At 72.4% G+C, this 20,538-nt stretch carries 18 protein-coding genes; 13 read left to right on the forward strand and 5 right to left on the reverse strand.

The features are described 5' to 3' along the window. Nucleotides 1–32: 32 nt before the first annotated feature. The gene (locus tag ABGA99_RS19505) at nucleotides 33–1,658 is read right to left on the reverse strand and encodes an ABC-F family ATP-binding cassette domain-containing protein (RefSeq protein ID WP_347583070.1); all 1,626 of its coding nucleotides are present in this window, start codon (nucleotides 1,656–1,658) and stop codon (nucleotides 33–35) included. 404 nt (nucleotides 1,659–2,062) lie between these two features. Here ABGA99_RS19505 and ABGA99_RS19510 point away from each other — a divergent pair, with 404 nt between their 5' ends. Continuing rightward, nucleotides 2,063–2,593 (forward strand): ATP-binding protein, encoded by a 531-nt coding sequence (locus ABGA99_RS19510; RefSeq protein WP_347579335.1) that lies wholly within the window; start codon nucleotides 2,063–2,065, stop codon nucleotides 2,591–2,593. Here the strand turns inward: ABGA99_RS19510 and idi are convergent. The 3 genes from idi to galE form a co-directional block, all read right to left on the reverse strand. After that, nucleotides 2,526–3,086, reverse strand: a complete 561-nt coding sequence (idi, locus tag ABGA99_RS19515; RefSeq protein ID WP_347579336.1) for an isopentenyl-diphosphate Delta-isomerase — start codon at nucleotides 3,084–3,086, stop codon at nucleotides 2,526–2,528. The two genes, ABGA99_RS19510 and idi, sit on opposite strands and share 68 nt — an antisense overlap. Before the next feature lie 105 nt (nucleotides 3,087–3,191). Beyond that, entirely contained in the window at nucleotides 3,192–4,121 is a 930-nt protein-coding gene (locus tag ABGA99_RS19520) for a cation diffusion facilitator family transporter (RefSeq protein WP_347579337.1), read from the reverse strand. 158 nt (nucleotides 4,122–4,279) lie between these two features. Then, the gene (galE, locus tag ABGA99_RS19525) at nucleotides 4,280–5,266 is read right to left on the reverse strand and encodes a UDP-glucose 4-epimerase GalE (RefSeq protein ID WP_347579338.1); all 987 of its coding nucleotides are present in this window, start codon (nucleotides 5,264–5,266) and stop codon (nucleotides 4,280–4,282) included. Between the two features lie 188 nt (nucleotides 5,267–5,454). Here galE and ABGA99_RS19530 point away from each other — a divergent pair, with 188 nt between their 5' ends. From ABGA99_RS19530 to ABGA99_RS19560, 7 genes are read left to right on the forward strand one after another with little or no spacing between them, the layout of a single operon-like run. Continuing rightward, complete coding sequence (locus tag ABGA99_RS19530; protein WP_347579431.1) at nucleotides 5,455–7,260, forward strand: DUF5941 domain-containing protein; 1,806 nt, start codon at nucleotides 5,455–5,457, stop codon at nucleotides 7,258–7,260. Next, entirely contained in the window at nucleotides 7,257–7,991 is a 735-nt protein-coding gene (locus ABGA99_RS19535) for a phosphocholine cytidylyltransferase family protein (RefSeq protein WP_347579339.1), read from the forward strand. The genes ABGA99_RS19530 and ABGA99_RS19535 overlap by 4 nt, the downstream gene beginning before the upstream one ends. Continuing rightward, nucleotides 7,979–9,043, forward strand: coding sequence for an iron-containing alcohol dehydrogenase family protein (locus tag ABGA99_RS19540; RefSeq protein WP_047019334.1), 1,065 nt, complete (start codon nucleotides 7,979–7,981; stop codon nucleotides 9,041–9,043). Before ABGA99_RS19535 ends, ABGA99_RS19540 begins: the two co-directional genes overlap by 13 nt. Then, on the forward strand, nucleotides 9,021–9,800 hold the full coding sequence (locus ABGA99_RS19545) for a CDP-alcohol phosphatidyltransferase family protein (protein WP_051102912.1): 780 nt from the start codon (nucleotides 9,021–9,023) through the stop codon (nucleotides 9,798–9,800). Before ABGA99_RS19540 ends, ABGA99_RS19545 begins: the two co-directional genes overlap by 23 nt. 5 nt (nucleotides 9,801–9,805) lie before the next feature. Further along, the gene (locus ABGA99_RS19550; protein WP_347579340.1) at nucleotides 9,806–10,729 is read left to right on the forward strand and encodes a glycosyltransferase; all 924 of its coding nucleotides are present in this window, start codon (nucleotides 9,806–9,808) and stop codon (nucleotides 10,727–10,729) included. Between the two features lie 58 nt (nucleotides 10,730–10,787). Further along, the gene (locus tag ABGA99_RS19555) at nucleotides 10,788–11,699 is read left to right on the forward strand and encodes an ABC transporter permease (RefSeq protein WP_347579432.1); all 912 of its coding nucleotides are present in this window, start codon (nucleotides 10,788–10,790) and stop codon (nucleotides 11,697–11,699) included. Further along, the gene (locus ABGA99_RS19560; protein WP_347579341.1) at nucleotides 11,686–12,498 is read left to right on the forward strand and encodes an ABC transporter ATP-binding protein; all 813 of its coding nucleotides are present in this window, start codon (nucleotides 11,686–11,688) and stop codon (nucleotides 12,496–12,498) included. The genes ABGA99_RS19555 and ABGA99_RS19560 overlap by 14 nt, the downstream gene beginning before the upstream one ends. Before the next feature lie 67 nt (nucleotides 12,499–12,565). On the opposite strand, the gene ABGA99_RS19565 is transcribed toward ABGA99_RS19560, so the two are convergent. Next, nucleotides 12,566–14,782 carry an MMPL family transporter gene (locus tag ABGA99_RS19565; RefSeq protein WP_347583071.1) on the reverse strand — a complete coding sequence of 739 codons (2,217 nt, stop codon included), beginning with the start codon at nucleotides 14,780–14,782 and terminating at the stop codon, nucleotides 12,566–12,568. Nucleotides 14,783–14,866: 84 nt separating this feature from the next. On the opposite strand from ABGA99_RS19565, the gene ABGA99_RS19570 reads away from it, so the two are divergent. The 5 genes from ABGA99_RS19570 to ABGA99_RS19590 all read left to right on the forward strand — a co-directional run bounded on the left by ABGA99_RS19570 (nucleotide 14,867) and on the right by ABGA99_RS19590 (nucleotide 20,490). After that, nucleotides 14,867–15,547 carry a TetR/AcrR family transcriptional regulator gene (locus ABGA99_RS19570; protein WP_347583072.1) on the forward strand — a complete coding sequence of 227 codons (681 nt, stop codon included), beginning with the start codon at nucleotides 14,867–14,869 and terminating at the stop codon, nucleotides 15,545–15,547. A gap of 322 nt (nucleotides 15,548–15,869) precedes the next feature. Then, complete coding sequence (gene hpnC / locus ABGA99_RS19575; RefSeq protein ID WP_347579344.1) at nucleotides 15,870–16,766, forward strand: squalene synthase HpnC; 897 nt, start codon at nucleotides 15,870–15,872, stop codon at nucleotides 16,764–16,766. 7 nt (nucleotides 16,767–16,773) lie between these two features. Then, on the forward strand, nucleotides 16,774–17,709 hold the full coding sequence (gene hpnD, locus ABGA99_RS19580; protein ID WP_347579345.1) for a presqualene diphosphate synthase HpnD: 936 nt from the start codon (nucleotides 16,774–16,776) through the stop codon (nucleotides 17,707–17,709). A 217-nt stretch (nucleotides 17,710–17,926) separates the two neighbouring features. Next, the gene (gene hpnE, locus ABGA99_RS19585; RefSeq protein ID WP_347579346.1) at nucleotides 17,927–19,372 is read left to right on the forward strand and encodes a hydroxysqualene dehydroxylase HpnE; all 1,446 of its coding nucleotides are present in this window, start codon (nucleotides 17,927–17,929) and stop codon (nucleotides 19,370–19,372) included. Nucleotides 19,373–19,395: 23 nt separating this feature from the next. After that, nucleotides 19,396–20,490 (forward strand): polyprenyl synthetase family protein, encoded by a 1,095-nt coding sequence (locus tag ABGA99_RS19590; protein ID WP_347579347.1) that lies wholly within the window; start codon nucleotides 19,396–19,398, stop codon nucleotides 20,488–20,490. The last annotated feature ends 48 nt before the right edge of the window (nucleotides 20,491–20,538 follow it).

Genomic DNA, 20,538 nt, shown 5'->3' on the forward strand with positions numbered 1-20,538 from the left:
CCGGCCGCGGGGGCCGGTCCGGCGCCTTCCGCCTACAGCGGCTCGACGTCGCTCAACTCCTCGTCCAGCACCAGCCAGCGCGTGATCCCGATGTCGCGCAGGAACCGCACGTCGTGGCTGGCGACCACGAGCGCCCCCTCGTACGACTCCAGCGCCTTCACCAACTGCCGCACGCTCGCCATGTCCAGGTTGTTCGTCGGCTCGTCCAGCATCAGCAACTGCGGTGCCGGCTCCGCCAGCATCAGCGCCGCCAGCGTGGCGCGGAACCGCTCCCCGCCGGAGAGCGTGCCGACGATCTGGTCAGCCCGGCCCTGCCGGAACAGGAAGCGGGCCAGCCGGGAGCGGATCTGCTGGTTGGTCGCCGCGGGCGCCAAGAGGGCCACGTTCTCGACGATGCTCAGCGCGTCGTCCAGGACGTCGAGCCGCTGCGGCAGGTAGCGCAGCGGCACGTGCACCGACGCCGAGCCCGCGACCGGCGCGAGCTGGCCGGCGATCGTCCGCAGCAGCGTCGACTTGCCCGCGCCGTTGCGCCCGGTCAGCGCGATCCGCTCCGGGCCGCGCACCTGCAGCGCCTCGACCCGCGCGCCATAGCGCAGCTCCAGCTCGCGCAGCATGAGCACGTCCCGGCCCGCGGGCACGGCGGTGTACGACAGGTCGACGCGGATCTCGTCGTCGTCCCGAACCGCCGCCTCCGCCTCGCCGAGGCGCTCCTTGGCGTCCTTCAGCCGCTCCTCGTGCATGATCCGGTGCTTGCCCGCGGAGACCTGGGCCTCCCGCTTGCGCAGGTTCATGACGATCTTCGGCTCACGCTTGTTCGCGAACTGCTTGTCGGCGTACCGCTTGCGCTTGCTCAGCTTCTCGTGCGCGTCGGCCAGCTCGCGCTTCTGCCGCCGCAGGTCGGCCTCCGCGGAGCGCACCGTGCGCTCGGCTGCCTCCTGCTCGACGGCCAGCGCCTCCTCGTACGCCGTGAAGTTGCCGCCGTACCAGGTGACCTCGCCGTCCCGCAGGTCGGCGACCTGGTCGACGCGGTCGAGCAGCTCGCGGTCGTGGCTGACGATCACCATCACGCCCGGCCACGACTCCACGGCCGCGTACAGCCGGCGGCGGGCCTTCAGGTCGAGGTTGTTCGTCGGCTCGTCCAGCAGCAGCACGTCCGGCCGGCGCATCAGCAGCGCGGCCAGCCGCAGCAGCACCGACTCGCCGCCGGAGACCTCGCCGATGGTGCGGTCGAGGCCCACGTGCGCCAGGCCGAGCTGGTCGAGGGTGGCGCGGGCGCGCTCCTCGACGTCCCAGTCGTCGCCGACGGCGGTGAAGTGCTCCTCGGCGACGTCACCGGACTCGATGGCGTGCAGCGCGCGCCGCACACCGTCGATGCCCAGCACCTCGTCGACCCGCGCGGCGGTGTCCAGGACGAGGTTCTGCGGCAGGTGGCCGATCGTGCCCGCGGCCTTGACGGTGCCGGCGGCGGGGGTCAGCTCCCCGGCCATCAGCCGCAGCAGCGTGGATTTGCCGGTGCCGTTGCGGCCGATCAGCCCGGTGCGGCCGGGGCCGACCGCGAGGTCGAAGTCCTCGAGGACGGTGGTGCCGTCGGGCCAGGTGAAGGCCAAGCCGGTGCAGATGACGGAGGCCGCGGCGCGCGGGGTGGAGGGAAATGACATGACGTCTCCCGGTGGGCTCGTAGGGGTGCGACGGGGCGGCGTCGGCACCGGACGGCGACCTGGGAGAGCCGGGTGGAACGGGAGCGGGGCAGGGTGCCCTGCAGGAGAGGAAGGTGGCTCAAGCCATGAGGTCGCACGTGCCGCACACGGGAAATGCCGCGGGCACGGTGCCGTAGAGACCTCAGACGAGCAACACCTGCTCCAATCGTCGACTGCAGGGCACTGTGAAGGTACGACGGTTCAACGGGAACCGGCAACCGATTATTTCGATCTCAACCCAGACCGGTCATTGCGCAGCCGGTCGGAAGGTGACGAAAGCCAGTCAAGTTCTGCTCGATGGGGGGTTGGGCTCCGGTGATTGCCAACACTCGGAGGGTGAGTGGTGGCGAAAGCAGGTGCCGGCGGTGAACGACGGCGGCGGCCTGAGACCCGAGCCCGGCCAGGTGGTCCCGGCGGCGTACGAGGGAACCTGGAAGTTCGACGCCCCGGCGCTCGACTCCTCCGTGCCCCAGTGCCGGCACGCGGTACGCGACCTCCTCGTCCGGCGGCGGGTGCCCCTCGGCGACGACCTGCTGCAGGGCGTGCTGCTGATCGTCTCGGAGCTGGTGACGAACGCGGTCCGGCACGCCGGAGTGCTCTCCCCGGAGATCGGCGTCGAGCTGTCGGTCAGCGCCGGCTGGGTCCGCGTCGCCGTCCGGGACCGGCACCCGTACCGCCCGAAGGCCCTGCAGGCGGACGACGACGAGACAGGCGGCCGGGGACTGCTGCTGGTCAAGACGATCACGAGCGAGGCGGGCGGTGCCTGCGACGTACAGCACACCGTCGACGGCGGGAAGGTGATCTGGGCCTCCCTCCCGCTCGCCGGCGTCACCAGCCCGACGCCGGCCCCGTCAGTTCCCGGATGGCCGGCCTGGCCGCGTCCAGCACCGTCATGAACCACGCCGAGAACGGGTTCTCGGCGTGCCGCTTGAGCAGCTCGTCCGGTGTGACGAAGGCGACCGCGCCGACCTCGTCGGCAGCCGGCCGCGGCTCGGCCCGCAGCAGCCCGGCGAAGAGGTGGTTGTACTCGTGCTCCACCAGCCCCGAGGCGGGGTCCGGGTGGTGGTACGTGACCGTCCCCGCCTCGGCGAGCAGCGCGGGCGAGACGCCCAGCTCCTCGAAGGTACGGCGGGCCGCGGCGGCGAGGGGCGACTCGCCCGGGTACGGGTGGCCGCAGCAGGAGTTGGACCACACGCCGGGGGAGTGGTACTTGCCGAGCGCCCGCTGCTGGATCAGCATCCCGCCCGCGGTGTCGAAGAGGAACACGGAGAACGCCCGGTGCAGCCGGCCGGGCGCCTGGTGCGCGGACAGCTTCTCGGCGGTGCCGATCGTGGTGCCGTCCTCGTCGACGAGCTCCAGCATGATCTCTTCGGTGGTAGCGGCCGGCATGACCATCCTTTACGTCCGATCTACGGCGTCCTGTGCGTGGGCGCCCCGGTCTCCGCGGGCGGAGAAGACGGGACGCCTCATTCAGTCTGCCTTACCGGTGCCGGCTCAATGACAGAGATTTGCCTCATGCTCGGCGTGTCCGACGGGCTCGATCTGGAACGTGCAATGTTCGACATCGAAGTGATCGCCGAGGCACCCCTGCAGATCGTGCAGCAACCTCTCCTGACCGACCGACTGCAGCACGTTCTCCTTGACCACCACGTGCGCCGATATCACCGGCATGCCCGAAGTGATCGTCCACACGTGCAGATCGTGCAGCTCCACCACGCCCGGCAGCGCGAGGATGTGCGTCCGTACCTCGGAGACGTCCACGTCCTTCGGCGCCGCCTCCAGCAGCACGTCCAGCGCCTCGCGCAGCAGCCGGAACGTCCGCGGAATGATCATCGAGCCGATGGCGAGCGAGGCGACCGGGTCCGCGTACTGCCAGCCGGTGGTGACGATGACCAGCGCCGAGATGATCACCGCGACCGAGCCCAGCGCGTCGGCCAGCACCTCCAGGAAGGCGCCGCGCACGTTCAGGCTCTCCTGCCGGCCGCCCATCAGCAGGGCCAGCGAGATCAGGTTGACCACCAGGCCCGCGACACCGAACGCGAAGGTCGGCCCGCCCTCGATCTCCGGCGGGTCCATGAAGCGCAGCACGGCCTGGTAGAGGATGTAGCCGCCGACGCCGAAGAGCAGCAGACAGTTGGCCAGCGCCGCCAGGATCTCGGCCCGCGCGAAGCCGTAGGTGCGCCGTTCGCTCGTCGGCCGGTTCGCGAAGTGGATCGCCAGCAGCGCCATGGACAGCCCGACCACGTCGGTCGCCATGTGCCCGGCGTCCGCGACGAGCGCCAGCGAGCCGGTGATCACGCCACCGACCACCTGCAGCCCCAGCACCGACAGGGTGAGGAGCAGGGCGATGCGCAGCCGGCCGCGGTGCGCGGCGGAGGCCGTGCCGCCGCCCGCTCCGTGGGAGTGGTCGTGCCCTGCACCCATGCCGCGTGCCCTCCGGTTCCCAGGCGGTCGCGGACAGGCCCTCGTGCCTGCCCGACGATCTCAGTGAACTACGGGCAGGGGGTATTCGCCAAACCTTGACATGAAGTCGGTTTTCATCGTCTGACCTGCGGAAACGCTCCTGCGGACGTCTCGGCTGGTCAGGCGCGCCGCGCCGCGGGACGGCTGTGCAGCCAGCCCGCCCAGGCGGACTCGACCATGGCGCGCACGTCCAGCCGCGGCACCCAGCCCAGCTCCTTGGCCGCCAGGTCGTACGAGGCGACCACCCGGGCCGGGTCCCCGGCGCGCCGGGGGAGGACCACCGGGGTGTGCTCGCGCCGCCCCGTGACGTCGGCGACGACGTCGGTCAGCTCCCGCACCGACACGCCGGTGCCGCTGCCGAGGTTCACCGTGAGGTCGCCGGTGACCGCCGGGGCGGCGACGCGGCGGGCCGCCGCGAGGTGGGCGTCGGCGAGGTCGACGACGTGCACGTAGTCCCGGATGCAGGTGCCGTCGGGGGTGGGGTAGTCGTCGCCGAAGATCCGCATCGGCTGGCGCGCGGTCAGCCGCTCGAAGAACATCGGGACCACGTTGAAGACCCCGGTGTCCGCCAGCTCGGGGGCGGCGGACCCGGCGACGTTGAAGTAGCGCAGACAGGCGGTGGCCAGCCCGTGCGCGCGGCCGGTGGCCCGCAGCAGCCACTCGCCGGCGAGCTTGGTCTCGCCGTACGGGTTGATCGGCAGGCAGGGCGTGTCCTCGGTGACGAGGTCGACGTCGGGCATGCCGTAGACGGCCGCCGAGGAGGAGAGGACGAAGCGGCGGACGCCGGCGGCCACCACGGCCTCCAGCAGCACGCCCAGGCCGTGCACGTTCTCCCGGTAGTACGAGAGCGGCTGCTCCACCGACTCGCCGACCCGCTTCTTGGCCGCCAGGTGCAGCACGCCCGTGACCTCGTACTGCGCGAAGGTACGGTCCAGCAGCAGCCGGTCCAGGAATGTGCCGCGTACCAGCGGTATGTCCGCGGGCAGCCGGGCCGGATTGCCGGTGGACACGTCGTCCAGCACGACGACCCGCTCCCCGGCACCCGCCATGGCCCGCACGACATGCGCGCCGATGTAACCGGCTCCGCCGGTGATCAACCACGTCATGGCGGAACACTACCGCCCCGGTTTGGAGCACGGGCGCGAGCTGCGAAATGATGATCGCCACCCGGTCGAGGCGAACGGGCGGTGAACCCGTGGTTCCAGGGATCCGCTAACCTCTGCCGACAGCCGCCCGGCCGGACGGGGGAGGGGCGGTCCCGCCTGTCGTCCCGCCTGCCAAGGAGTGAGTTCGTCTGCGGACCGCAATCCTGATCGGCCCGCCCGTCCCCGGGTCCCCCCTGGAGAGCGACCTGAGGTCGCTGGGCTACGACGACGTGCGTACCGCCGCGGACGTGGCCGACGCGGCCACTGTCCTCGCGCTGCTGCCCGAGGACGGCCGGGTCGCGCTCGTCGACAGCCGCTTCGTCGGCCACCGGCACAGCCTGCGTCTCACGCTCGCCGATCCCCGCTTCCCGGGCGCGGCCGTGTCCGGCGTGGTCGCGGTGCAGACGCCCGCGGCCCGCAGCGCGCTCTCCCGCGCGGTGATGCGCAGCCACACCCTCGACGGCGTCACCGAGCAGACCGCCGCGCAGCTCGCGGAGTCCGACGGGCCGCTGGCCCGGCCGGAGCTGGGTGTGCTGGTGGCGGCCGTACCGGAAGACGCCCTGGCGCGGGCGAAGGCGACGGACGCGGTCGCCGCCGTGGACGAGGAGAAGGCCCGGCTGCGCGCCGCGGTCAAGAGCCGCGACGGGTTCTTCACCACCTTCTTCATCAGCCCGTATTCGCGCTACCTTGCCCGCTGGTGCGCCAACCGCGGCCTCACCCCGAACCAGGTCACCACCGCCTCCCTGGCCACCGCCGTGCTCGCGGCCGGCTGCGCGGCCACCGGCACCCGGGCCGGGTTCGTCGCCGCCGGCGTGCTGCTCATGCTTTCCTTCGTGCTGGACTGCACCGACGGCCAGCTCGCCCGCTACTCGCTGCAGTACTCCACGATGGGTGCCTGGCTCGACGCCACCTTCGACCGCGCCAAGGAGTACGCCTTCTTCGCGGGCCTCGCGCTCGGCGCCGCCAACGCCGACGGCGACGACGTGTGGGCCCTCGCGCTGGGCGCCATGGTGCTGCAGACCTGCCGGCACGTCGTGGACTTCGCCTTCAACGAATCCATCGCCGGCACCGCCGCCGCGGCGGCAAACACCAGCCCCACCGCGGCACTCTCCGAACGGCTCGACCGGCTCGGCTGGACCGTGTGGCTGCGCCGCATGGTCGTGCTGCCGATCGGCGAGCGGTGGGCGCTGATCGCCGTGCTCACCGCCGTCACCACCCCGCGCGCCGTCTTCGTCGTCCTGCTCGTCGGCATGGGGCTCGCCGCCTCCTACACCACCGCGGGCCGGGTGCTGCGCTCCCTCAAGCGCCGTGTCCCCCGCAGCGAGCAGGCCCTCAGGGCGCTGGACGAGCTGACCGACACCGGCCCGCTCGCCGAAGCCGCCGCCCGCTCCCTGCGCGCCCCCGCGCGCTCCCTGCCGCCGTACGCCGCACCCGCCCTCGCCGCCGCCGGCGGCGTGCTCCTCGTGGCGCTGGCGCTCTTCACCCCGTACGGCTCCTGGTGGCCTCTCATAGGTGCGGCCGGCTACATCCTGACCTCGGCACTCGCCGTCGCCCGGCCGCTCGCCGGCCCGCTGGACTGGCTCGTGCCGCCGGTCTTCCGGGCCGCCGAGTACGGCCTCGTCCTCGTCCTCGCCGCCCGCTCCGAGGTGAACGGAGCGCTTCCTGCGGCTTTCGGGCTGGTGGCCGCGGTCGCCTACCATCACTACGACACCGTGTACCGCATCCGCGGCGGCACGGGTGCGCCCCCGCGCCTCCTGGTGCGGGCGATCGGCGGGCACGAGGGACGGGCGCTGGCGGTCACGCTGGCGGCAGCCCTGCTGAGCGGCACGCGCTTCACGTTCGCGCTCGCGGCCATCGCGATGGCCGTGGCGCTGGTGGTGCTCATCGAGAGCATCCGCTTCTGGGTCTCCTCCGGAGCCCCCGCCGTACACGACGAAACAGGAGAACCCGCATGATCGGCCTCGTGCTGGCGGCCGGCGCCGGACGGCGTCTGCGCCCCTACACCGACACCCTGCCGAAGGCCCTGGTGCCCGTCGACGGTGAGACCACCGTCCTCGACCTCACCCTCGGCAACTTCGCCGAGATCGGGCTCACCGAGGCGGCGATCATCGTCGGCTACCGCAAGGAGGCCGTGTACGAGCGCAAGGAGGCCCTGGAGCGAACCTACGGGCTGAAGCTCACCCTGATCGACAACGACAAGGCAGAGGAGTGGAACAACGCCTACTCCCTCTGGTGCGGCCGGGATTCGGTCAGGCACGACGTGATCCTCGCCAACGGCGACACCGTCCACCCCGTGTCCGTGGAGAAGACGCTGCTCGCCGCCCGCGGCGACGGCAAGAAGATCATCCTCGCCCTCGACACGGTCAAGAAGCTCGCCGACGAGGAGATGAAGGTCGTCGCCGACGACAAGGGCGTCCGGAGGATCACCAAGCTGATGGACCCGGCCGAGGCCACCGGCGAGTACATCGGCGTCACGCTCATCGAGGGCGGCGCGGCCGACGAACTGGCCGACGCGCTGAAGACCACCTTCGAGCGCGACCCCGACCTCTACTACGAGGACGGCTACCAGGAACTGGTCGACCGCGGCTTCAGGATCGACGTCGAGCCCATCGGCGACGTCGCCTGGGTCGAGATCGACAACCACGACGACCTCGCCAAGGGCAGGGAGATCGCGTGCCGGTACTGACCCGCCTGATTCCGTCGCCGCTGACGGTCGACATCCGGGCCGGGGCGCTGGACGACCTCGCTGACCTTCTCTCCGACCAGCGCGTCGCGCCGTCGGGCCGGCTCGCCTTCGCCATCAGCCCGCGCTCCGGGCAGGCGCTGCGCGACCGCTTCGCGCCGGCGCTGCCCGGTGCCGACTGGTTCGCGGACGCCGACGGCACCATCGACGGCGCCGTGCGGCTCGCCGACTCCATCAAGCGCACCGGCCGCTACGACGCCGTCGTCGGCCTCGGCGGCGGCAAGGTCATCGACTCCGCGAAGTACGCCGCCGCGCGCGTCGGCCTGCCGATGGTCGCCGTGGCCACCAACCTCGCCAACGACGGCCTCTGCTCGCCGGTCTCCACGCTCGACAACGACGCGGGGCGCGGCTCGTACGGCGTGCCGAACCCCATCGCGATCGTCATCGACCTCGACGTCATCCGCGAGGCGCCGGCGCGCTTCGTCCGTGCCGGCATCGGCGACGTGACGTGCAAGCTGTCCGCCGTCGCCGACTGGGAGCTGTCCCACCGCGAGACCGGCGAGCCCATCGACGGGCTGGCCGCCGCGATGGCCCGCAGCGCCGGCGACTCGGTCCTGCGCCACCCCGGCGGCATCGGCGACGACGACTTCCTCGTCATCCTCGCCGAGGCGCTGGTGCTCTGCGGCATCGCGATGTCCGTCGCCGGCGACAGCCGGCCGGCCTCCGGTGCGTGCCACGAGATCAGCCACGCCTTCGACCTGCTCTACCCGAAGCGCTGCGCGCTCCACGGCGAGCAGTGCGGCATCGGCGGGACCTTCGCCACGTTCCTGCGCGGGGACCGGGAGACGGCGCTGCTGATGGCGCAGGTGCTGCGCCGGCACGGGCTGCCCGTGCTGGCCGACGACATCGGCTTCGCGGACGACGAGTTCGTGAAGGCCATCGAGTTCGCGCCGCAGACCCGGCCCGGCCGGTACACGATCCTCGAACACCTCGACCTGTCCACCGACGAGATCAGAGACGCCTACGCCGACTATGCCAAAGCCATCGGTAGCTGAGCTACGGCCCGTGGTCCACCCTCCGGGGGTGAAGGACCGGCGCAGCGGTGAACACTGGGCCGGTCGCCTGTACATGCGCGAGATCTCGCTGCGCGTCGACCGGCACCTGGTGAACACCCGGGTGACGCCCAACCAACTGACGTACGTCATGACGCTCGCCGGCGTCCTCGCTGCACCGGCGCTGCTGGTCCCCGGGATCGCCGGGGCCCTGCTGGGCGTGCTGATGGTCCAGCTGTACCTGCTGCTCGACTGCGTCGACGGGGAGGTCGCCCGCTGGAAGCAGCAGTTCTCCATCGGCGGCGTGTACCTCGACCGGGTCGGCGCGTACCTCTGCGACGCCGCGGTGCTCGTGGGCTTCGGCCTGCGCGCCGCGGACCCGTGGGGCGAGGGCTCCGTCGACTGGCTCTGGGCCTTCCTCGGCACGCTCGCCGCACTGGGCGCGGTGCTGATCAAGGCCGAGACCGACCTGGTCGGCGTCGCCCGCCACCAGCAGGGCCTGCCGCCGGTCAAGGAGTCCGCGGCCGAGCCGCGCTCGTCGGGCGTCGCCGTGGCCCGCAAGGCGGCGTCGGCGCTGAAGTTCCACCGGCTGATCCTGGGGATCGAGGCGTCACTCGTCATCCTCCTGCTGGCGATCCTCGACCTGATCAAGGGGGACCTGTACTTCTCCCGGCTCGGTGTCGCCGTACTCGCCGCGATAGCGATGCTGCAGACCCTCCTTCACCTGGTCAGCATTCTGGCCTCCAGCAGGTTGCGGTGAGCCGAATGACATATGAACACCAGCCCCGGCAGCCGGCGGCCACGCGTCCGGAGGACGTCAGGGTCGGCGCGGTCGTGATCACGATGGGCCAGCGCCCCGAGGAACTGCGCGCGCTGCTGGAGTCGGTCGCCAAGCAGGACGGCGCGCCGGTCGAGGTGGTCGTCGTCGCCCAGGGCGTGACCGTGCCGAACATCCCGCAGGGCGTCCGGGTCGTGGAGCTGCCGGAGAACCTGGGCATCCCGGGCGGGCGCAACGTCGGCATCGAGGCGTTCGGCGACGGCGGCCGCGACGTCGACGTGCTGCTCTTCCTCGACGACGACGGTCTTCTGCCACAGCAGGACACGGCCCGGCTTGTGCGCGAGGCGTTCGCCGCCGACCCGCGCCTGGGCATCGTCAGCTTCCGCATCGCCGACCCCGAGACCGGGGTCACCCAGCGCCGGCACGTGCCCCGGCTGCGCGCCTCCGACCCGATGCGCTCCTCGCGCGTCACCACGTTCCTCGGCGGCGCCAACGCGGTGCGCACGGAGGTGTTCCAGGAGGTCGGCGGGCTGCCGGACGACTTCTTCTACGCCCACGAGGAGACCGACCTCGCCTGGCGGGCGCTGGATGCGGGCTGGCACATCGACTACCGCGCCGACATGGTGCTGCACCACCCGACGATGCCGCCCAGCAGACATGCCACCTACCACCACAACGTGGCCCGCAACCGCGTCTGGCTGGCCCGCCGGAACCTGCCCGCGCCGCTGGTCCCCGTCTATCTGGGTGTCTGGTTCCTGCTCACCGTGGCACGCAGCCCCTCGCCGGCTGTGCTGAAATCATGGCTCGTAGGCTTCCGAGAGGGCTGGCGCGCGCCCTGCGGGCCGCGCAAGCCCATGAAGTGGCGTACGGTGTGGCGGCTGACCCGGCTGGGACGACCGCCCGTGATCTGACAAGCTCGTACCGTTGAGTGTCTGAGGACGAAAGTTACCGACTGTGAGCGAAACGGCAGTGGGCGCTCCGCCCAAGCGCCATCCCGATGACGGGCTGACCCCGGCCGAGCTGGCCGCCAAGTACGGCCTCACGGTGAGCGGCGCGCGCCCCGGACTGCCCGAATACGTGCGGCAGCTCTGGGCGCGCCGCCACTTCATCATGACCTTCTCGCGCGCCAAGCTCACCGCGCAGTACAGCAAGGCGAAGCTGGGCCAGCTGTGGCAGGTGCTGACACCGCTGCTGAACGCCACGGTCTTCTTCTTCATCTTCGGCGTGCTGCTCGGCGGCCGCGCCGGGATGAGCAACGACGTCTACATCCCGTTCCTCGTCACGGGGGTGTTCGTCTGGACGTTCACCCAGCAGTCCGTGATGTCGGGCGTGAAGTCGATCTCCGGGAACCTGGGCCTGGTGCGGGCACTGCACTTCCCGCGGGCCGCCCTGCCGATCTCGTTCTCGCTACAGCAATTGCAGCAGCTCCTGTACTCGATGACGGTGCTCGCCGTCATCCTGATCGCCTTCGGCTGGTACCCGGACTGGACGTGGCTGCTGATCCTGCCGATCCTGGCGCTCCAGTACGTCTTCAACGCCGGCCTGGCGATGGTCGTGGCCCGGCTGGGCAGCGACACTCCGGACCTGGCGCAGCTCATGCCGTTCATCCTGCGCGCCTGGATGTACGGCTCGGGCGTGATGTTCCCGCTGCAGTACATGATGACGGTGCGGGCGGACGCACCGCAGTGGGCCGCCGACCTCGTCGCGATGAACCCGGCCGCTGTATACATGGACCTCATGCGCTTCGCCCTCATGGGGGACTACCCGATGAGCTACCTGCCGCCGCACGTCTGGCTGCTGGCGGCGGGCTGGGCAGTGGTGGTCGGGGTGCTCGGTTTCGTGTTCTTCTGGAAGGCTGAGGAGCGATATGGCCGTGGCTGAACATCCGACGAGCCGCGCCGACGCCGACACGCCCGACGACGGGCGGGTACCGACGGTCATCGCGGACGACGTGCACATCGTGTACCGGGTGCAGGGCGGGGGCCGCAGCAAGGGCAGCGGCGCCGCCGCCCTGAACCGCATCCTGCGCCGGGACAAGAGCAGCAGGGTGCGCGAGGTGCACGCGGTGCGCGGGGTGAGCTTCACCGCGTACCGCGGCCAGGCCATCGGCCTGATCGGCTCCAACGGCTCCGGCAAGTCGACGCTGCTGAAGGCCATCGCCGGCGTGCTGCCCGCGCACAGCGGCAAGGTCTACACCAACGGCCAGCCCTCGCTGCTCGGCGTGAACGCGGCGCTGATGAACGACCTCACGGGCGAGCGGAACGTGATGCTCGGCGGGCTGGCGATGGGCATGACCCGCGAGCAGATCCGCGAGCGGTACCAGAGCATCGTCGACTTCTCCGGCATAAACGAGAAGGGTGACTTCATCACCCTGCCCATGCGGACGTACTCCTCCGGCATGGCGGCGCGGCTGCGGTTCTCCATCGCCGCGGCCAAGGACCACGAGGTCCTGATGATCGACGAGGCCCTGGCCACCGGCGACTTGAGGTTCCGCAAGCGCTCCGAGGCCCGGCTGCGCGAGCTGCGCAAGGAGGCCGGCACGGTGTTCCTGGTCAGCCACACCAACAAGTCCATCCGCGACACCTGCGACCGGGTGCTCTGGCTGGAGAAGGGCGAGTTGGTGAGGGACGGGCCGACGGACGAGGTGCTGAAGGAGTATCAGGAGTTCTCCAAGCGGTAGCCGCGCGTACGCGCCGAAGGGCCCCGCCGCGTGTCGCGGCGGGGCCCTTGCCGTACGTTCCGGACGCTCACACCCCGGCCGGTGCGCGCTCCGGCTCGGGCTCGGGCGCCGCGGGACCGGGCCCGGCCTCGCTCAGGCCCACGCGGCCGTGCATCCGGCGCAACCAGCGCGGCGCGTACCACGCGCGCTTGCCGAGCAGCCGCATCGCGGCCGGCACCAGCACGCCGCGCACCGCGATCGCGTCGATGAGGATGGCGAGCCCGGTGCCCAGGCCGAACATCTGCAGGAAGCTGACCTCGCCGGTACCGAAGGCGAAGAAGCTGACGGCCAGCAGCCCGGCGGCCATGGTCACGATCCGGCCGGTGCGGGCCAGCCCGCTGGTCACCGCCGTGGCCGGGTCCGCGCCGGCGTCGTGCAGCTCCTTGATCCGGCTGGTGAGGAAGACCTCGTAGTCCATCGACAGGCCGAAGGCGATGCAGAACATCAGTACGGTCATCGCCGTGTCCATCGGCTGCGGCGTGAAGCCCAGCAGTCCGCCGAGATGGCCGTCCTGGAAGATCCACACCATCACGCCCATGGCCGCGGCCAGGCTGACGGCGTTGAGGACGACCGCCCGCAGCGGCTGGACGACGCTGCCGGTGAAGAGGAACAGCAGCACGAACGTCGTGATCAGGACCATCCCGACGGCCAGCGGCAGCCGGCTGCCGATGCTGTCCTTGGCGTCGACCAGCTCCGCGTCGGTGCCGCCGACAAGGGTCTCCACCCCGCCGGGTGCGGCCACCGCGCGGACGTCCTCGACCAGTTGCTGCGCCGCGCCCGACTTGGGCGCCGGCTCGACGGAGACCGTCAGCCGCTGGGCGTCGGGGCGGCCGAGCCCCTCGGCGGCGGGGCTCGCGGGGCCGGCCGCGCCGTCGGCGTACGAGCCGTTGCTCGCGTCGACCCGGGTGACGCCGTCGAGCAGGGACAGCTCGGTGGCGTACGCGGTGAGGTCGGGCCCGGCGACGGCGTCGGTGGTCACGACGTCGATGGCGGTGCTGTCGTCGACGGCGAAGTCCTCGCGCAGCGCGGTGCCCACCTGCCGGCTCTGTGCGCTCTCCGGGAGCACCCGCTCGTCCGGGGTGCCGTAGCTGACGCCCAGCAGCGGGGAGGCGGCCAGCAGCAGCACGCCGAGCACCGGCAGGGCGGTGAGCGCGGGCCGGCGCATGACGGCGCCGGCGATCCGGCCCCACAGCGGCGCGTCGGTGCGCCGCATGGCCCGGGCGCCCGGGACCCGGCCACGGTTGACGCGGTGGCCGAGGACGGCGAGCAGCGCGGGGATGATCACCAGGGCGCTGACCGCGGAGATGGCCACGACGCCGATGCCCGCGTAGGCGAAGGAGCGCAGGAAGTACTGCGGGAAGACCAGCAGCGCGGCGAGCGCGGCGACGATCGTCGCGGAGGAGAACGCGATCGTACGGCCCGCGGTCGCCACCGTACGCCGGATGGCCGCCGGCACCTCGTCGCCCGCGGCCAGTTGCTCGCGGAACCGGCTGACCAGCAGCAGCCCGTAGTCGATGCCGAGGCCGAGGCCCAGCGCGATGGTGAGGTTGACCGAGAACACCGAGACGTCGGTGAGACTGCCGAGCACCCACAGCTCGGCGAACGTGCCGAAGATGGCCACCAGGCCGATCGCCAGCGGCAGCAGCGCCGCGACGACGCTGCCGAAGGCGAGGACCAGCAGCACGAGGGTGACGGGTACGGCGATCGACTCGGCCAGCGCCAGGTCGGCGGCGACCTGCGTGGACACGTCGTTGCCGACCGCGGCCCCGCCGCCGGCCCGCACGGTGACGCCGTCGCGGGTGCCCGCGTAATCGTCGCTCAGCGTCCTGGCGTGGTCGGCCTCCTTCTCGTCGCCTCCGGAGACATGCGCGAGGACGAGCGCCTGGCTCCCGTCCTTCGACGTCAGCCCCTCGCCGCCGCGGTCCCAGTAGGACACGACGCTGGTGACGGTGGACTCCGCCCGCAGCCCCTCGGTCACCTCCAGCCCGCGCTCGCGCGCCGCGTCTCCGCCAAGCCCCCCGGACTCGGCGGAGACGAGCAGGACCAGGTTCGTATCGCCCCCGAATCTGTCGTCGATCACCTCCTGAGCCTTGCTCGACGGCGACCCTGGATCGCTGAAGCCGCCGGCGCTGAGCTTGCCGAAGGCCCCGAAGCCGAGTGCCGCCATGGCGACGACCGCGACGGCGGCGAGCGTGAGCACGAGCCGGGTCCTGCGCAGTACGAGCTCCGCAATGCGTGTCAGCACGGTGCTCCCCTTCCCATGTTTATGACGTTAACATTGACCCTTGCAGGTAATGTTAATGCTGTCAACATGAGGCATGATGCGGCTATGAGCGAGGGCAGGAGCGGGAAGGCCGGGTACCACCACGGGGACCTGCGGAACGCGCTGGTCGACGCGGCATCGGAGCTGGCCCGCGGGGGCGGGCCCGAGGCGGTCGTGCTGCGCGAGGCGGCGCGGCGCGTCGGCGTGTCGCCGACGGCCGCGTACCGCCACTTCGCCAACCAGGCCGATCTGCTCCAGGCGGTCAAGGACGAGGGGCAGCGGCGGCTCGCGGACTCCATGGAGCAGGAGATCGCCGAGGTCGAGCGGGACTCCGGCGGCGGCGATCCCGCCGATCCCGCCCATCGCGCCGAGGCCGCCAAGGCCCGGCTGACGGCGCTCGGCGTCGGCTACGTCCGCTTCGCCGTCACCGAGGGGGGCATGTACCGCGCGGCCTTCTGCCGGGTCGATCAGCACCCGAAGAAGTGGACCGGCGGCGACGGCGTCGGGGACCTCCACCCGGGCGACGTCCGCTCCTTCCAGTTGCTCGTCGGCGCCATGGACGCCCTCGACGCCGCGGGCGTGATGCGACCGGGCGTACGGACCGGCGCGGAGTTCGCCGCCTGGTCCTCGGTGCACGGGCTGGCCATGCTCCTCCTCGACGGGCCGCTGAGCGACCTGCCGCCCCCGCAGCAGGAGGCGATCGTCACCCGCACGCTCGCCATGATCTTGGACGGGCTGACCGTGTGACCCGGCAAACCCCTTGCGCACGACGGCGTTTCGCGCTTCTTCCGGCGCGGGCGCATTGAGGTGACCACCGCATGCCGCGTCTTCGTCCTGTACGGCGTACGCTGGACCGGTGCTGTTTGGCGGCATGTGGGCGATAAGGGAGCTTGGGGGTTGCCCCGGACCTGCTCGGGGTCACGACGCCGGCGGCGGCGTGTCCGGAATGGGCACATCTGGGTACGCGGTGTAGAACGGGAGGCGTGACGGCTTTGGCGAAGACGAAACCCCAGCTCGAAGGTGCGCCCGCCGTCTGCGCCCCGGGGGCGGCAGCCCAGGGCAGTCGCCGGTGACCCCGGCGGACGACGCTCCGTCGCGCGCCGTACTCGGCCAGGCCGCCGACGAGAACTTCCCCGTGGCCCCCTTTTTCCTGCCCCGCGCCTGGCGCGCGGACCTCATGGCGCTCTACGGCTACGCCCGGCTGGTCGACGACATCGGGGACGGGGACCTCGCCCCCGGCGGCGCCGACGCCGCCGCGCTCGGCCTCGGCCCGGACGAGGCCGACGACACGCTCGCCCTCCTCGACGCGCTGGAGGCCGACCTGGAGCGGGTCTTCACCCCCGGCGCCACACCCGGCCACCCCCTGCTGCGGCGGCTGCGGCCCACCGTCCGCGGCCACCGGCTGTCCCCGCAGCCGTTCCACGGCCTGCTCCAGGCCAACCGGCAGGACCAGAAGGTCCGGCGCTACGAGACGTACGCGGAGCTGGAGGGCTACTGCGAGCTGTCCGCCAACCCGGTCGGCCGGCTCGTCCTCGCCGTGACCGGTACCGAGAGTCCCGAGCGCATCCGGCGCTCGGACGCGATCTGCACCGCTCTGCAGATCGTCGAGCACATCCAGGACGTGACCGAGGACCTCGGCCGGGACCGCATCTATCTCCCGGCCGAGGACATGCGCCGCTTCGGCGTCACCGAAGCGGACCTTGCCCGGCCCCGCGCAGACGAGCCGGTGCGCGCCCTGATCCGGTACGAAGCCGACCGCGCCGCCCGGCTCCTCGACGAGGGCGCGCCCCTCGTCGCCAGCGTGCGCGGCCGGCTGCGGCTGCTGCTCGCCGGCTTCGTGGCCGGCGGGCGCGCGGCACTCGCCGCCGTCGCCGCCGCCGGCCACGACGTGCTCCCCGGACCCCCGAAGCCCACCCGGCGCAGGCTGCTGCGCGAGGTGGGGTCGACCCTGCGACGAGAGGGGTGACCGCACCGTGACGACACCGTCGCGCGCGGCCTACGCATCCGCACAGGTGCTCACCGCGTACCGGTACTGCGAGGCCGTCACCGGCCGGCAGGCCCGGAACTTCGCGTACGGCATCAGACTCCTGCCGTACGACAAGCGGCTGGCGATGTCCGCGCTGTACGCGTTCTCGCGCCGCGTGGACGACATCGGTGACGGCGAGCTGCCACCCGAGACCAAGCGCGCCCGGCTGGAGGACACCCGGAGCCAGCTCGACCGCATCCGGGCCGGCCAGGTCGCCGAGGACGACACCGACCCGGTCGCCGTGGCGCTCGCCCACGCCGCGGACCGGTTCCCGATCCCGCTCGGCGGGCTCGACGAGCTGATCGACGGCGTCCTCGCGGACGTCCGCGGCCAGGAGTACGAGACCTGGGAGGACCTGAAGGACTACTGCCGCTGCGTGGCCGGCGCCATCGGGCGGCTCTCCCTCGGCGTGTTCGGCACCGTCCCCGGCGCGCGGCACTCCGAGCGCGCCCCGGGCTACGCCGACACGCTCGGGCTCGCGCTGCAACTGACGAACATCCTGCGCGACCTGCGCGAGGATGCCGCCGAGGGCCGCGGCTACCTGCCGGCCGTCGACCTCGCCAAGTTCGGCTGCTCCGCGGGCTTCCACGGCGACGCGGCGCCCGCCGGCTCGGACTTCCCCGGGCTGGTGCAGTTCGAGGTGCGCCGCGCCCGCGCGCTCTTCGCCGACGGCTACCGGCTGCTGCCCATGCTCGACCGGCGCAGCGGCGCCTGCGTCGCGGCGATGGCCGGGATCTACCACCGGCTGCTGGAGCGGATCGCCGCCGACCCCGAGGCCGTGCTGCGCGGGCGGGTGTCGCTGCCGGGCCGGGAGAAGGTCTACGTCGCGGTCCGCGGCCTGGCCGGCGTCGACGCCCGGCAGGCGAGCCGGAGGTCACGGTGAGCCCCGCGTCCGCCGCTCCGGCGGCCCTGCCGTACGTACGGGACGAGGGCCCCGTAAACGCGGCGCGCGAGACGGATCGGGAGCGCCCGGAGGCGCCCTCGGTGTGCGCCGCGGCGCACGGGGCGCAGGGGTGTGCGCCGCGGCCCCGCCAGGTGTGCGGCGCGGCCCGGAGGGCCAGACATAGTGGGTGTCGACACGGGTGGGGAGGTGGCCGGTGATGGCTGATCCCGGCCCGGAAAGACGGCCGCGGGCCGTGGTCGTCGGCGGCGGGCTCGCCGGGATGACGGCCGCGATGGGACTCGCCGACTCCGGAGTCGACGTCACGCTCCTCGAAGGCCGGCCGCGCCTGGGCGGACTCGCCTTCTCCTTCCGCCGCGGCGACCTCTCCGTCGACAACGGCCAGCACGTCTACCTGCGTTGCTGCACCGCGTACCGCTGGTTCCTCGACCAGGTCGGCGGCACCGGACTCGCGCCGCTCCAGGAGCGCCTGGAGGTGCGCGTGCTGGACGCGGCCACCGCGGCCCGCAAGGGCCCCGGCCCGCGCGCCGGGACGCTCGGCCGCACCGACCTGCCGGTGCCGATGCACCTGGCCGGCGGCCTCGCACGCTATCCGCACCTGTCGTTCGCCGAGCGCGCGAGCGTGGGCCGCGCCGCGCTGGCGATGCGGCGGCTCGACCCGGCCGACCCCGCCCTGGACGGCGTGGACTTCGCCAGCTGGCTGCACCAGCACGGCCAGTCGCCGCGCGCCGTCTCGGCGCTGTGGGACATGGTCGGCGTGGCCACCCTCAACGCCTTCGCCCCGCAGGTCTCCCTCGGGCTGGCCGCGATGGTGTTCAGGACCGGGCTGCTCACCGAGCGCGGCGCCGCCGACATCGGCTGGGCCCGGGTCCCGCTCGGCGAACTGCACGACAGGCTCGCCCGCCGCCGGCTGGAGCGGTCCGGCACCCGCATCATGCTGCGCACCCGCGCCACCGAGCTGCGCCGCACCCCCGCCGGCGGCTGGCAGGTCGACGTCGCGACCGGACCCGAGCGGGCGGGCGGCACCCCCACGACGCTGGACGCCGACGCCGTGGTCCTCGCCGTACCGCAGCGCGAGGCGCACGGACTGCTGCCGGCCGGCGCGCTCGATCACAAGGACCGGCTGCTGCAGATCGGCACCGCGCCCATCCTCAACCTCCATGTCGTATACGGCCGACGGGTGCTGCACTCCCCGTTCGTCGCCGCGATCGGCACCCCCGTGCAGTGGATCTTCGACCGCACGGACACCTCCGGCCTCGCCGACACCCCCGGTGGCCGGGGCTGCCAGTACGTGGCGGTCTCCCAGTCCGCCGCGCAGGACGACATCGAGCGGCCCGTCGGCGAGCTGCGCGAGCGTTACCTCCCCGAGCTGGCGAAGCTGCTGCCCGACGCCCGCGGCGCCGAGGTACGCGACTTCTTCGTCACCCGTGAGCGCACCGCGACCTTCGCCCCGGCACCGGGCGTCGGCCGGCTGCGCCCGGGTCCCCGGACCCACGCGCCCGGCCTCGCACTCGCGGGCGCGTGGACCGCCACCGGATGGCCCGCGACCATGGAGAGCGCCGTTCTCAGCGGCCTCGCCGCGGTCCGCGAGACCCTCGGCGGCCTGGGTCGAGAAGTGCCGCGGAACCTGCTGGAAGCAGTTTGAGATCCGTCATCGGAGGAGAGAACGTGCCCCGTCCCGAACCGGACACCGACACCGCGGCCACCCCCGGCGCCGCCGGAGTCCTGGCCCTGCTGGACCAGGCCCGGGATCTGACCAACCCCGTGCTGCGCACCGTCGTCGACCGGCTCGTACCTCCCATGGACACCGTCGCCGCCTACCACTTCGGCTGGATCGACGCGCAGGGCAACCCCGCGGAGGGAGACAGCGGCAAGGCCGTACGCCCTCTTCTCTCGCTGCTCGCGGCCGAGGCCGCCGGCGCCTCGGCCGAGACCGGCGTCCCCGGCGCCGTCGCCGTGGAGCTGGTGCACAACTTCTCCCTCCTGCACGACGACCTGATGGACGGCGACGAGCAGCGGCGCCACCGCGACACCGTGTGGAAGGCGCACGGTCCCGCGCAGGCCATCCTCGTCGGCGACGCCCTCTTCGCGCTCGCCTGCGAACTGCTGCTGGAACTGGACACGCCCGAGGCGGCGCGCGCCGCCCGCCGGCTGAACACCGCCACCCGCAGGCTCATCGACGGCCAGGCACAGGACATCTCGTACGAGCACCGCGAGAGCGTCACGGTCGCCGAGTGCCTGGAGATGGAGGGCAACAAGACCGGCGCGCTGATCGCCTGCGCCTGTTCCATCGGCGCCGTGCTCGGCGGCGCGGGCGACGAGGTGGCCGACGGGCTGGAGCGCTTCGGCCTCCATCTGGGCCTGGCCTTCCAGGCCGTCGACGACGTGCTCGGCATCTGGGGCGAGCCCGCCGTCACGGGCAAGCAGACGTGGAGCGATCTGCGCCAGCGCAAGAAGTCCCTCCCGGTGTGCGCGGCGCTCGCCGCTGGCGGCCCGGCCTCCGCCGAACTGGCGAAGACGCTCGCCGCCGACGCCAAACGTGCCGACGGCAGAAATACCGGTGCAGAAAGCGACTTCGACGAGGAAGAATTCGCGGCCCGGGCCGCGTTGATCGAAGAAGCCGGCGGACGTCGGTGGACTCAGGAGGAGGCACAAAGGCAGCACGAGAGCGCTCTCACCTCGCTCGACGGGGTGAAGATGCCCGACGACATCCGCGAACGGTTCGTCGCACTCGCCGACTTCGTCGTCGTACGCCGGCACTGACACCGACGCCCGGGCCCGGGTCCGGACGTCCCTTCGAAAGGGGTGTGC

Origin of the sequence: Streptomyces sp. B5E4 (assembly GCF_039871555.1) — a bacterium.
Classification (GTDB): domain Bacteria; phylum Actinomycetota; class Actinomycetes; order Streptomycetales; family Streptomycetaceae; genus Streptomyces.